The 12787-nt window shown below is 72.3% G+C and carries 13 protein-coding genes; 7 read left to right on the top strand and 6 right to left on the bottom strand.

Annotated features, from left to right (window positions below):
* The first annotated feature begins 312 nt into the window (after nt 1-312).
* On the top strand, nt 313-513 hold the full coding sequence (locus tag AC29IT_RS27035; RefSeq protein WP_358438301.1) for a hypothetical protein: 201 nt from the start codon (nt 313-315) through the stop codon (nt 511-513).
* A gap of 176 nt (nt 514-689) precedes the next feature.
* Here the strand turns inward: AC29IT_RS27035 and AC29IT_RS27040 are convergent, their stop codons facing one another.
* Entirely contained in the window at nt 690-1157 is a 468-nt protein-coding gene (locus AC29IT_RS27040) for a histone-like nucleoid-structuring protein Lsr2 (RefSeq protein WP_488220608.1), read from the bottom strand.
* Nucleotides 1158-1557: 400 nt separating this feature from the next.
* Between AC29IT_RS27040 and AC29IT_RS27045 the strand changes: the two genes are divergently transcribed.
* The gene (locus tag AC29IT_RS27045; protein WP_358438307.1) at nt 1558-1902 is read left to right on the top strand and encodes a histone-like nucleoid-structuring protein Lsr2; all 345 of its coding nucleotides are present in this window, start codon (nt 1558-1560) and stop codon (nt 1900-1902) included.
* 90 nt (nt 1903-1992) lie between these two features.
* On the opposite strand, the gene AC29IT_RS27050 is transcribed toward AC29IT_RS27045, so the two are convergent.
* Nucleotides 1993-2874 carry a ribokinase gene (locus tag AC29IT_RS27050; RefSeq protein WP_488220547.1) on the bottom strand — a complete coding sequence of 294 codons (882 nt, stop codon included), beginning with the start codon at nt 2872-2874 and terminating at the stop codon, nt 1993-1995.
* Nucleotides 2875-2985: 111 nt separating this feature from the next.
* On the opposite strand from AC29IT_RS27050, the gene AC29IT_RS27055 reads away from it, so the two are divergent.
* On the top strand, nt 2986-4053 hold the full coding sequence (locus AC29IT_RS27055) for a hypothetical protein (protein ID WP_488220548.1): 1068 nt from the start codon (nt 2986-2988) through the stop codon (nt 4051-4053).
* 60 nt (nt 4054-4113) lie between these two features.
* Here the strand turns inward: AC29IT_RS27055 and AC29IT_RS27060 are convergent, their stop codons facing one another.
* From AC29IT_RS27060 to AC29IT_RS27075, 4 genes are all read right to left on the bottom strand, one after another.
* Nucleotides 4114-4986: a spermidine synthase gene (locus AC29IT_RS27060; RefSeq protein ID WP_488220549.1), complete on the bottom strand. Its 873-nt coding sequence runs from the start codon at nt 4984-4986 to the stop codon at nt 4114-4116.
* A gap of 97 nt (nt 4987-5083) precedes the next feature.
* A complete protein-coding gene (gene speD, locus AC29IT_RS27065) occupies nt 5084-5485 on the bottom strand; it encodes an adenosylmethionine decarboxylase (RefSeq protein ID WP_358438318.1) in 402 nt (133 codons plus the stop codon).
* A gap of 95 nt (nt 5486-5580) precedes the next feature.
* On the bottom strand, nt 5581-6801 hold the full coding sequence (locus AC29IT_RS27070) for a type III PLP-dependent enzyme (protein ID WP_488220550.1): 1221 nt from the start codon (nt 6799-6801) through the stop codon (nt 5581-5583).
* Between the two features lie 153 nt (nt 6802-6954).
* Nucleotides 6955-8409, bottom strand: a complete 1455-nt coding sequence (locus tag AC29IT_RS27075) for a helix-turn-helix domain-containing protein (RefSeq protein WP_488220551.1) — start codon at nt 8407-8409, stop codon at nt 6955-6957.
* 570 nt (nt 8410-8979) lie between these two features.
* Here AC29IT_RS27075 and AC29IT_RS27080 point away from each other — a divergent pair.
* The 4 genes from AC29IT_RS27080 to pucD are packed head-to-tail and all read left to right on the top strand — an operon-like array spanning nt 8980 to nt 12779.
* Nucleotides 8980-9861, top strand: a complete 882-nt coding sequence (locus AC29IT_RS27080; RefSeq protein ID WP_488220552.1) for an FAD binding domain-containing protein — start codon at nt 8980-8982, stop codon at nt 9859-9861.
* Nucleotides 9852-10325, top strand: coding sequence for a (2Fe-2S)-binding protein (locus AC29IT_RS27085; protein ID WP_358438328.1), 474 nt, complete (start codon nt 9852-9854; stop codon nt 10323-10325). Before AC29IT_RS27080 ends, AC29IT_RS27085 begins: the two co-directional genes overlap by 10 nt.
* Nucleotides 10318-10488 (top strand): hypothetical protein, encoded by a 171-nt coding sequence (locus AC29IT_RS27090; protein ID WP_488220553.1) that lies wholly within the window; start codon nt 10318-10320, stop codon nt 10486-10488. The genes AC29IT_RS27085 and AC29IT_RS27090 overlap by 8 nt, the downstream gene beginning before the upstream one ends.
* The gene (gene pucD / locus AC29IT_RS27095; RefSeq protein WP_488220554.1) at nt 10485-12779 is read left to right on the top strand and encodes a xanthine dehydrogenase subunit D; all 2295 of its coding nucleotides are present in this window, start codon (nt 10485-10487) and stop codon (nt 12777-12779) included. The genes AC29IT_RS27090 and pucD overlap by 4 nt, the downstream gene beginning before the upstream one ends.
* The last annotated feature ends 8 nt before the right edge of the window (nt 12780-12787 follow it).

The following is a 12787-nucleotide window of genomic DNA, read 5'->3' on the forward strand; positions in this document are numbered from 1 at the left end:
CACCTGGAAGCCCGTTTCGCAACCCCCGCCGCACCCGGCCCGATTCGTTTTCGGCCCGTTCCGTGCTGGCAGAAAGAAATCTACACGGGCCTGAAACGGGCCTGAACACCACCCCCCATTAACGCGAAAACCGCAGGTCATTGCAGCTTCACCCAGATGGCGGCTTGCTGCGGGACCATCGCGCACCACGACACCGGTCCGCCGACCGCCGGAACTCCGGCGACCTCCATCGAGTGATCGCGGTGCGTTTCGCGCGCTGATGCGCGCCGCGCGCGGGTAGCGTGCTCGCCGACCAAGAGGCAGGGGGTAACCGTGGACTCCACACCCATCTACACCGAGTTGCAGCAGCAGCTGATCGACCCGGAAGCGAGCAACTGGGGCCTCAGCGCCCCACCCGAGTTCGCCGCGGCGCTCACGGAGAGCGCCGAGTCGTCGGCCGCCGAACCGGCGGCCACCCAGCACGCCGACGCCGGCGGTCGCGGGAAAGGGCGCAGGCACCGCGCGGCGGACTGAGGAGCGCGCGTTCCGCGCGCGGGGGAGGCGGCAGCGGAGCGACCGGTCCGGAAAGACGACGGTCCCGGAAAGACGAAGAACCGCATCGCGGATCACCACGATGCGGTTCTTCTGCGTTCGGGGCCGGTTGCGCCCCGGCGCCGGGAACGCGACCGGCCGAGACCACCGGTACCGGCTCAGTCCACTGCGGACGAGAATTGCGGCAGCGAGACCGAAGTGGCGGTGCCGTTCGGCCGTTCCTCCTGCGGGCGCGGAGCTTCCGGGGCGGCCTGTTCCGGTTCGCGCGGTTCCACCGCGAGCACGGGTTCGGCCTCGGCCTGTTCGTCCGCTTCCGGTTCGTGCTGCTTGTGCAACCGGTCCTTGCTCCGTTGTGCGGCGCCGCGAATCTGCTCGGTCAGCTGCCGATTCGCCTGGCGGGCGTCGCGCTCATCCCGTTCCTGGCGCTTGGCCGCGGCGGGGGACTGCTCCCGCTCGGGAACGCGCGCCCGCTCGATGTACCGGGCGAAGACTCCGCGCAGGCGTTGCGCGTGCCGTTCGCTCAAGTCGATTTCGTAGGTCACGCCGTCCAGCGCGAAAGTAACGGTCTGCTGGGCTGGCGACCCGTCTATGTCGTCGACGAGTTCGACCTGAATCCGCTCGGCCATGATCACCTGTCTCGGGAACGTGCCCCGTCTCGATCCGCGACACCTGCAGGCGAGACTCCTGCGACCCTGGCCCACGTTGTAGCACGCGGCATCGCTGTTGTCTCGCGTCAACGATAGAACAGCACCACCGGCCGTTGAGAACCGCCGTGCGGGGGCACCGTCGACCCCGCGATGCCGGGTCCCCGGGCGAACCACCCGCAACACACCGTAGCCGATCGGCCGCGAAATCGAGAAAGTAATCTGAAGCACAACGCGGTCACAACAGCGTTCCGGCACTCACGGTCAGTGCTCGACGGACCCAGGGTGGCACATTTTCGCAACAACGGTTTATTGTTCAGAACGTTCTTCGTACGCTCTTGCGCGAAGGCCAGCAATAACGAACCGGAATCGAGGGTTTTCAGTGGCGCAGAAGGTCACCGTGCAGCTCGTCGACGACGTCGACGGGTCGGAAGCAGAGTCGACGGTCGAGTTCAGCCTGGACGGGGTCGACTACACGATCGACCTGTCCGCCGACAACGCAGCGAAACTGCGGGACTCGTTGGCGTCGTACGTCTCCGCCGCACGCCGCACCGGGGGCCGCAAGCGCGCGGCGGGCAAGGTGGGCAAGGCCGCCGCCGCTCCCACGGCCGCCGACCGGGAACGCAACCAGGCGATTCGGGAATGGGCCCGGGAGCAGGGCATGCAGGTGTCGGATCGAGGACGCATTCCCTCGGAGATCGTGGACGCCTACGACAAGGCCAAGTGAGGCGATCGGGATGTCGCGCGGCGCCGCCCGTGCGGGATCGGACATTTCTCCGGTCGGCGGCGTCCGCGACATTCCACCCCGCTTCCGCGCTCAGCCGCGGAACTCCCTGATCTCCTGTTCCGCCGGCATCGACGACATGGCGCCGTGGCGCCCCACCGCCAGCGCTGATGCGGCCGAGGCGGTCGCCAGCGCTTCCCGCACTTCCGCTCCCCCGGCGCGCGCCGCCGCGAAGACGCCGACGAAGGTGTCCCCCGCCGCGGTCGTGTCCACGGCTCGCACGCGGTGTGCGGGCGACCGGAGCACCTCCCCCGCCGCATTGCCGTAGAGCGAACCGGCGGCACCGAGCGTGATGATCACTTCCGGTACTCGTTTCACCAATTCCCGCAACGCCTCGTCCGGATCGTCGCATCCGGTGAGGACGGCGGCTTCGTGTTCGTTCGGCACCAGCACGTCCACGTTCGCCAGCAACGCGGCGGACAGTTCCGCGGCGGGTGCGGGCGTGAGAATCACCGGAACTCCGGCGGCGCGCCCGGCCGCGGCGGCGGATTCGACCCCGGTGAACGGGATCTCCAGCTGCAACAGGAGCGCCCCGGAACTCGCGATCAGATCGGCATCGCCGGGTGCGAGCGAATCGACGGTCGCATTGGCTCCCGGGACCACGACGATCGCGTTTCCGCCGTCGTCGTCCACGACGATATGCGCGGTCCCGCTGTTTCCGGGGACGGTGCGCAGGCCGCGCACATCGACGCCGAAGCCGCGCAATGCCTCGCGCAGCCCGTTCCCCAGTTCGTCCTCCCCCACCGCGCCGATCATCAGCGCCGTGGCGCCCGCGCGGGCGGCCGCGACCGCCTGGTTCGCGCCCTTTCCTCCCGGGTCGGTGCGGAATTCGCGCCCGAGCACGGTTTCCCCGCGCTTCGGGGCGGTTCCCACGTAGGCCACCAGGTCCATGTTGCAGCTGCCGAACACCGCCACCGTCGTCGTCACCAGGTGATGATCCCGCGTTCCGCCGCGGTGGCGCAGGGGGCTCTCCGGGAGCAGTGGCACGTACCATTCGGTGGGTCCGGGAATGGAGAGGCAGCAGCGGTGGACTACGTGGTGACGGCGGTGCTCGAACCGCCGGTGGCGGTGCAGGGGCTGGACGAGTTGCAGCAGCAGGGCGTGGTCGCGTTGCTCGACCGCAGGCTCGCGCTCGTGGAGGGCGTCACCGGGCCGGACCAGGCCGACATCGACGTGCTGGACTTCCGGATCTCCCCGGGTCCGGACCGGACGACGGTGGTGCTGGTGCTGGACGCGCCGTCGCTGGTGGCGGCGGAGTGGGCGGCGGCGACGGTGCTCGACGAGCTGCTCGGCGAGATCGACGAGCTCAGCGGCTGGTCGGTGGCCGAGTCGAAGGTGCGGATCACCGAGGACGAGTTCAACCAGAGCCTGGCCGCGGCGGACGTGCGCACCCCGGACGACTCCAGCGAGCTGGAGCTGGCCGTGGAGGAGGCGCTGGGGGCCGCGGAGCCCGCGGTGGAGGCGAAGCACTGGCGGGAGACGCTGCTGGAGTGCGCGCCCCGGTTGCGCGCGTTCGGCCCGGAGGCCTTCGCGGTCCCGGATGCGGACGAGTCGGCGGCGCGGCTGGCCGCGGGTGCGCTGATCCACGCGGTGTGGGTGGTGACCGACGAGATCTTCTACGACGAGCTGTCGCTGTCCATCAACAACGCGACGGTGGACGAGGCGCAGGGCCTGCTGGTGCTCTCGGAGCTGCCGCCCTGCTACGGCGCCCGCTACGACTCGGCGTTCGCGCGCGCGTTCCTGCTGGCGTCGGCGGCGGTGGCGACCCGCCTGTCGGAGCCGGTGTGGACGCCGCCGCAGTGCGTGGCGGAGGCGCTGGCGCTGCGGCTGCTGGTGCACGAGGCGCAGGTGCTGCTGGATGCGGCGGAGCTGCTGGACTGGTCGCGGAGCACGCCGATCTTCGCGGCGTTCGGAGCGGCCGCGTTCGACGACACCGCCCACGAGCTCTTGTACGAGGTGGACGCGCGGCAGTCGGACGACGCGGTGAACTCGGCGTGGGAGGGGGAGTTGCGGGAGCGGGGCATCGCGTTCGAGCAGTGGTTCGGCGCGCGCACCGGTGCTCCCGGGCTGCACCCGTACCTGCAGTTCCGCTGAGGCCGGACGTGCGAAGAGCCCGCCGGATCGGGTGATCCGGCGGGCTCTTCCGCTGTTCGCTCAGCCCTGGTTGCGCACCGAGTAGGGCGGGACGGTGCAGCCGATGAGGCTGGCGTCGTCGATGGTGCGCGGCTGGTACTCGCTGTTCGGGAGGTTCTCCAGCATGAGGTTGGTGGGGTCGTCGACCGGTTCGGCGCGGCCGAACAGGAACGCCCACTCGTGCTCGTCGGAGCCGAAGTAGGTGACGCTCTCGAACACCGAGCGGAACCGGTTGTAGGCGCGGATCAGCGTTTCGTTGCGCCACACGGTGGGGCAGCCCGCTTGGAACGCGACGACGCCGCCGGGGGCGAGGACCGTTTGGCAGCGCTGCAGGAATTCGAGGCCGTAGAGCCGGTTGTGCTGGCCGTCGGCGTCGTCGGCGCGTTCGTCGGGGAGGTCGACGACGACGAGGTCGTAGCCTTCCGGCGGGGCCTGGTCGAGGAAGGCGACGCCGTCGCCGAAGTGCAGGGTGATCGGTCCGTCGCCGCGTTGCAGCGCGGGGATCTCGTCGGTGGTGTAGCCGTAGGGCAGGTGCTCGGCGCAGGCCCGCACGCAGTCCTCGTCGATGTCGACGTGGTCGACGCGGGTGGCTCCGGCGGCGACGGCGAGCTGGCTGGCGACGCCTTCGCTGGAGCCGATGATGAGCACCCGGTCCAGGTTCGCGGCGAGCAGGAATCCGGGGACCAGCATGGCTTCGTGGTAGACGAGCTGGGAGAACTCGGTGCTCTGCCGGTCGTCGTCGCAGAACAGCGAGACGCCCTGGTCGGTGCGGCCGATGAGCACGTGCTGGTAGGGGGTGTCGCCTTCCCAGATCACGTCATCGACGCGCCACAGCCGCCGCATGTCGGCGCCCATGGGTTCGCTGACCCAACGCTGCCCGTCGATTTCGATCAACGGTGCTCCTCCTCGTCGTGGCGCCCGGGTGGCGGGCATTGAGTGTCCAGTGTGGAGTGATTTCCGCCGGCTCGCGGTCGGCGAGCCGGCGGACCGCTCACGAGACCAGTTCCGGGTCGTAGTCCCGGCCCCGGCGGATCGTCCGGGTGTTCACCGACGCGGGCCGCAGCGCTTCGGCGAGCAGTTCGACCGCTCGCTCCGGCTGCGCGGTGTTCCCGCAGGTGAACACGTCGATGAAGATCGATCCCTCTTCGGGATAAGTGTGCAGCGACGCATGGGATTCCGATAGCAGTGCCAGCACTGTGACGCCCTGCGGTTCGAACCGCTTGGCGATCACCTGGCACACGGTGGCCTGCGAGCGGCTCAGCGCGCTGTGCAGGGTGTCCCGCAGGAACTGCTCGTCGTCGAGCAGTTGCGCGTCCACACCGTCGAGCTCGGCGAGTACGTGCTGCCCGGTGAACAGACCGACGGGTTGCAGGGTTCCGGCATCAATCGACATCTATCGACCTCCCAACATTTCGCAGATTTCGCGGGGAACGTTCGTGTTCGCGCATCGGCGGGGCGCACCGCTGTGGCACGGGCGTGCCGCAGCGGTCAGGGTCGCTCGTGCCCGTCGATGCAGTAGGTCGGCAGCGGCGGGAAGCCGTTGAAGCCGACCGAGGCGTAGCTGGCGGTGTAGGCACCGGCGCTGAGCAGGTCCACGGTGTCCCCGGCGCGCAGCGTCAACGGCAGCTCGTAGCGGGTGCGCTGGTAGATGACGTCGTCGCCGTCGCAGGTGGGGCCGGCGAGCACGACCGGGCCGGTCGGGTCGCCGTCGCGGGAGGTGCGCAGCCGGTAGGTGATCGCCTCGCCCTCGGTCTCGGCGAGCCCGTTGTAGCGGCCGACGTCGAGGTAGACCCAGCGCCGTTCGCCGTCGGAGTCCGGGGCGACGAGGACGACCTCGCTGCGCAGCACGCCCGCGTCGCCGACGAGGCGGCGGCCGGGTTCGACGAGCAGTTCGGGCCGGTCGGCGCCGAAGTCGCGGTCGAGGGCGCGCTCGATGCTCCGCGCGTAGTCGGCCAGCGGCGGCACGGCATCGGTGTAGTGCGCGGGCAGCCCGCCGCCGAGGTTGACCAGGCGCGGGCGGACGCCGTGTTCGGCGGCGCCGCGGAACACCTGCCGCACGGCGGCGATGCCGTGCTCCCAGGCCGCGGTGTCGTGTTGCTGCGATCCGATGTGGAAGGACGCGCCGCACGGGTCGAGGCCGAGCTCGGCGGCGCGGACGAGCAGCCGGACGGCGGTGTCGGGGGTGCAGCCGAACTTGCGGCCGAACGGGGTTCGCGAGCCGTCGTTGGCGACGAGCACGCGGCAGAACACGCTCGCGCCGGGTGCGGCTTCGGCGATGGTGGTGAGGTCGGCTTCGCTGTCGGTGGCGAACAGCCGGACGCCTTGCGCGTGGGCGCGGGCGATGTCGGCGCGCTTCTTGATGGTGTTGCCGTAGGAGATCGTCGCCGGGTCGGCGCCCTGCTGGAGGCAGAGGTCGATCTCGCCGGGGCTGGCGACGTCGAAGGAGGAGCCGAGCTCGACGAGCGCGGCGATGACCTCGGGCATCGGGTTGGCCTTGACCGCGTAGCAGATCCGCGCGTCCGGCAGTGCGGCTCGCAGTTCCGCGTAGCGCTCCCGCACTGCGGTCAGGTCCATCACCAGGCAAGGGGTGCCGGGTACCGCGCCGTCCAGGTGTTCCCGGATGCGTTCAGCGGAACGTGCCGCGGTTCCGGCGACGTCGCCGTCGCTCGGGCGGTCCGTCACACCGGTGGTGGCGGACTGATCGGTCAATCCCGTTACCTCCGTGGCTTCGCGTCGCTCCGGCCGCCGGGGTGGCGGCCGACCAAGCACGGTACCGGTCGACGCACCCGATTACGAACCGATCGGGTGAAACCCCCCGGGCCGGACGGGCGTTTGTGACCACTCACACGACGCAGCGGCCGATCAGGACGGGCCGTCGTCGAGAAGTTGCAGTGCGAGGTGGAAATCCACGCGCGCGGAGAGGTTTCCGAGCTCCCGCCCGGTGATCTGCTCGACCCGGCCGATCCGGTACCGCAACGTGTTCACGTGCACGTGCAACCGGGCGGCGCACCGCGACCACGAACCCGAGCACTCCAGGAACACCCGCAGCGTGCGCACCAGGTCCGCGGCGTGCGCCTCGTCGTACGCCAGCAGCGGGCCCAGCAACTTGTCCCGGTAGGACCGGCGCAGCTCCTCCGGCACCGACGCCAGCAGCACCCGGTGCGAGGCGAGCGCATCCGCCGTCACCACCACCGCATCGGGCGACAGCTGCGCGAGCCGCCGCGCGTGGCCCGCTTCCTCCACTGCCGAGCGCAACCCGTCCGCGGCGGCGACATCGCTGATGCCCGCTCGCAACCCGACCTCCGGCTCCGCGAGAGCGGCGAACTCGCGGAACCGCGAGGGCAGCCGCGCCAGCCGCGACTCCTCGTCCGCGAACACCGCCGTCGCCACCTCGCCCAACGGCGCCGCCACCCACGGCAGGCCCGTCGCCGCCGCCAGCTCGCGCAGCACCGCCGCCGAACGCGCCGCGCCACCGGACACCGACACCTGCACCACCCGCAGCGGCTCCCCCACCGGCAGACCCGCCGCGTCCAGCCGCGCCGCCACCTCCGCCGCGCTCGACGTGCCGTCGAGCAGCCTGCGCAACGCCGACTCCGCGGAACGACCCGCGATCCGGCGGGCCTGATCCACGCGGGTGCGCACCAGCGCGACCACGGTGGCCAGCTCCGCGAGCGCCTCCGGCGGGACCGCACCGGCGCGGGACACCACGAACCAGCGGGCGAGCCGCGGCTCCCGGCCGCCGCCGACCGGGTGCACCGACCACTCGACGAGGCGGGCCGTGCCCGACAGGCCCGGCCGCAGCGCCTCGGCCGCGGGCGGCTCCGGCGGGCCCGCCAGCACCGCGCCCGCGCCCGACACCACCCAGCAGCCGGTGCCCAGCTCCGCCGACGCCAGCCCCAGCACCTCGTCCAGCCCCGCGCCCGCCGCCAGCGCCGGCACCCAGCCCCGGCCCGCCGCGCGGTGCGCGTCCAGCACCCGCTCGGACAGGGCGCTGAAGCTCACCGCGACCGGCACCTCCAGCAGCGGGAGACCGTGCTCGCGGCAGGCCGCCACCAGATCCGGCGGGGTGCTGCCGAGCCGTGCCGTGCCCGCGGCGACCGCCGCCACGCCCGCCGCAGCCAGGTGGGCGGCGAACCGGGCCGAATCCGCCGGGCTCGCCCGCCACATCAAGCCGGTGATCACCAGCTCGCCGCCGCTCAGGTAGCGGCGCGGGTCGAGCAGGTCGGTGACGTACACGCCGCGGAGCACCGGGTCGGTCGAGTCGGTGAGCAGCGTCAGACCCAGCTCCGGGTCGTCGACGAGATCGCTCAGGTGCACGCCGCTCACTCTGCACCGTCGGAGGCGGGCTGTGGAGATATCCGGCGGGATGGAGTGAACGGACCGTTCGTCCGATCCCGTGGGACGAACGGTCCGTTCACTCCGTCCGGGCTGGGCGGCTGGGCGGCGGCGGCGCGCCCCTCCGCAACGCCGCGGGGGTTTCGAGTGAACGGACCGTCCGTCCGATAGAGCCGGACGAACGGTCCGTTCACTCCACCAGCAGCGGAGACGGTCTCGCGCTCGTTCGGGGTGAACGGACCGTTCGTCCCAGCACGTCGGACGAACGGTCCGTTCACTTCGAACCGGGGTCGGGGGCGGAGCGGGGGTGGCGAGCCGGACAGGGACGGCGATCTGTCCGGGTGAACGGACCGTTCGTCCCGTCAGGTCGGACGAACGGTCCGTTCACCCGGTTCGTAGGAACGCACGAGGGGCGGGTGTTCACCCGTCCGGCATTTCGGGCTTTCCACCGCTGGTCGAGTTCCGCTCGCGGGTTGTGTACTGGGACGACGACCCTCGGCGACGGGCCGCGGCCGGTGCGGCTCTCGTCGACGAGCGACGGGAGGAAGCGCCGTGGACTTCCTGCGACCGACCTCGTGGCGCGAGGCCCTGGAACTCCGGGCGGCCCGCCCGGACGCGACCGTGCTGGCGGGCGGCACGGACGTGCTGGTGGGGCTGAACTTCGGGCACGACCGGCCGGCGGCGCTGCTGGACCTCACCGCCACCGGCGCCGAGCAGGACTGGTCGGAGTCGGACGGGCTGCTGCGCATCGGCGCCCTGCTGCCCTACGCGCGGCTGATCGAGGAGCTGGGCGACCGGCTCCCGGGCCTGGCGACGGCGTCGCGCACCGTGGGTTCCCCGCAGATCCGCAATCGGGGGACGCTGGGCGGCAACCTCGGTTCGGCGTCCCCCGCCGGGGACGGGCATCCGCCGCTGCTGGCCGCGGACGCGCGGATCGAGGTGGCCTCGGTGCGCGGCACCAGGACGCTGCCGGTCGCGGAGTTCTTCACCGGTCCGAAGCGGACCGCGCTGGCCCCGGACGAGCTGATCGCGGCGGTGCACGTGCCGCCCGCAGCGGGCCCGCAGCAGTTCGCGAAGGTCGGCACCCGCAACGCGATGGTGATCGCGGTGTGCGCGTTCGCGATCGCGCTGGACCCGGGCCGGCGGCGGGTCGGTACCGGGGTGGGTTCGGCGGGCCCGGTGCCGTTCCGCGCCACCGCGGCCGAGGACTTCCTGGCGGCGGAGCTCACCGCGAGCGACGGGTGGGAGCGGCCGCGGATCCTGCCGGACCTGGTGGTGCGCCGGTTCGGTGCGCTCGTGGCGGCCGCGGCGCACCCCATCGACGACGTGCGCGGCACCGCCGGATATCGCAGGCACGCGCTGGCCGTGCTGGCCCGCCGGACGGTGCAGCGGGTGTGGGACGAGCACCGGAGCGGGAGGCGGTCATGCGCGTGAACTTCACCGTCAACGGGCGGCGGCAGCAGGCCGACGACGTGTGGGAGGGCGAGAGCCTGCTGTACGTGCTGCGGGAACGGCTCGGCCTGCCCGGTTCGAAGAACGCGTGCGAGCAGGGCGAGTGCGGTTCGTGCACGGTGACCTTGGACGGGGTCGCGGTGTGCGCGTGCCTGGTCGCGGCCGGGCAGGTGGAGGGCCGCGAGGTGGTCACCGTGGAGGGACTCGCGGACGGCGACCGGCTCAACCCGGTGCAGCGGGCGTTCCTGGACGCGGGCGCGGTGCAATGCGGGTTCTGCACGCCGGGCCTGCTGGTGCAGGCCACCGATCTGCTGCGGCGGCGGCCGAGCCCGTCGGACGTGGAGATTCGGGAGGCGTTGGCCGGGAACCTCTGCCGGTGCACCGGGTACGAGAAGATCCTGGACGCGGTGCGGCTCGCCGCCCGGCGGGAGGCCGGCGATGCCTGACCGGCCCGTCCCGGTGCGGCCGCTGCCGCGCGGCGCGCGGCGCATCGTCGAGGACGGTGCCCGCACCGCGGCGTCCGAAGTGGACTCGGCGCGCGAGCTGCGCGCCGCGAGCAGCAGGCTCCGCACCCGATCCGAGGCACGATCCGGGGAGGTGGCCCGATGAGCGGCCCCACGCGCACTCCGCAGCACCTCGACACCGGCATCGCGGGCGGCATCGGGGAATCGCCGCCGCGTCCCGACGGCACGCTGAAGGTGCGCGGCGAATTCGCGTTCGCCTCCGACCTGTGGGCGGAGCACATGCTGTGGGGCGCGACGCTGCGCAGCCCGCACCCGCACGCGCGCATCACCTCGATCGACGTGACCGCGGCGCTGCGGTTGCCGGGGGTGCGGGCCGTGCTCACCGCCGCCGACGTGCCCGGCCGCAACCGGTACGGCGTGAAGCAGCAGGACCAGCCGGTGCTCGCGGAGGACGTGGTGCGCTACCGGGGCGAACCGGTGGCGCTGGTCGCCGCCGAGCACCCGGAGCTCGCGCGCCGCGCCCTGGACCGCATCGACGTGGCCTACGAGGTGCTGCCCGCCAGCACCGACGCGGAACTCGCCGCGCACGACACGGCGCTGCCGCCGCTGCACCCCGGCGGGAACGTGGTGCGCCACCAGGTGATCCGCAAGGGGGATCCGGATGCGGTCGCCGACGTCGTCGTCTCCGGCACCTACACCGTCGGCATGCAGGACCAGGCGTTCCTCGGCCCCGAGGCCGGGCTGGCGATCCCCGCCGACGACGGCGGCGTCGACCTGTACCTCGCCACCCAGGACCTGCACTCGGACCGCGCGCAGACCGCCGCCGCGCTCGGCCTCGATCCGGAGCTGGTGCGGATGACGCTGTCCGGGGTGGGCGGCGCGTTCGGCGGGCGCGAAGACCTGTCGATCCAGGTGCACGTGTGCCTGCTGGCGCTGCGCACCGGAAGACCGGTGAAGATGGTGTACGGGCGCGAGGAATCGTTCCACGGCCACGTGCACCGGCATCCCGCGACGATGTACTACGAGCACGGCGCCACCCGCGACGGCGAGCTGGTGTACGTGAAGGCGCGGCAGTACTTCGACGGCGGCGCCTACGCGTCCAAGACCCCCGTCGTGGTGGGGAACGCGACGACGCTCGGCGTCGGCCCCTACCGGGTGCCGAACGTGGACGTCGAGGCCTGGGGCCTGTACACGAACAACCCGCCGTGCGGGGCGATGCGCGGGCTCGGCGCGGTGCAGCCCACGTTCGCCTACGAATCGCAGCTGGACCGGCTCGCCGCCGAACTCGGCATCGATCCGGCCGAGCTGCGCATCCGCAACGCCCTCGCCGAAGGCGACACCCTGCCCACCGGGCAGCGGATCGACCACCCGGCGCCCGTCGCGGAACTGCTGCGGCGGCTCCGCGCCATCCCGCTGCCCGCGGACGGCGGCGAGCGGGACGTGCGGGAACTGCCCGGCGGGGTCGCCAACACCACCCGCGGCGAAGGGGTGGTGCGCGGCATCGGGTACGGCGTGACCATCAAGAACATCTGCTATTCCGAAGGCGCCGACGACTACTCCACGGCCCGCGTCCGGCTCGCCCTCGTCGGCGGTGAGCCGCTCGCCGAGGTGCACACCGCGGCCGCCGAGGTCGGGCAGGGCCTCGTGACCGTGCAGCAGCAGATCGCCCGTACCGAACTCGGCGTCGAACGCGTCACCATCCACCCCAACGACACCTCCGCGGGCCCCGCCGGGTCCAGCTCCGCGTCCCGGCAGACCTACGTCACCGGCGGGGCCGTGCAGGCCGCCTGCGCCGCGGTGCGCGACGCCGTGCTGCTGCGGGCCGCCGAACTGCACGGCGTCACGCCGGCCGCGCTGTCCCTGCAAGGCGGGAAGATCGTGTCCGCGACGGCGGGCGTGCTCGCCGAACTCGCCGAGGTGCTCGGCGACGGGCCCGTCGAGCACACCCGCGAATACCACCACCGCGCCACGTTCCCCCTGGACGCGTCCGGGGCGAGCGAACGCGCCCAGGTGCAGCACGCGTTCTCCGCGCACCGCGCCGTCGTCGACGTCGACGTCGAACTCGGGCTCGTGAAGGTCGTGCGGCTCGACTGCGTGCAGGACGTCGGGAAGGCCGTCAACCCCGACGCCGTCCTCGGGCAGATCCACGGCGGCAGCGCGCAAGGGCTCGGACTCGCCGTCATGGAGGAGGTCCAGGTCGTCGACGGCGCCATGCGCAACGCGTCGTTCACCGACTACCTCATTCCCACCATCCTCGACATGCCGCCGATGGAGACCGACGTCATCGAGCGCGGCGATCCGAACGCGCCCTACGGGGTGCGCGGAGTCGGCGAGCCGCCGACGATCTCCAGCACGCCCGCCGTGGTCGCCGCGATCCGCGCCGCCACCGGCAGAGCCCTCACCCACGTTCCCGTGGCACCGCACCACATCGTCTGAGCCCGCTG

The sequence above is a fragment of the Saccharopolyspora sp. MMCC62 genome (assembly GCF_057736575.1).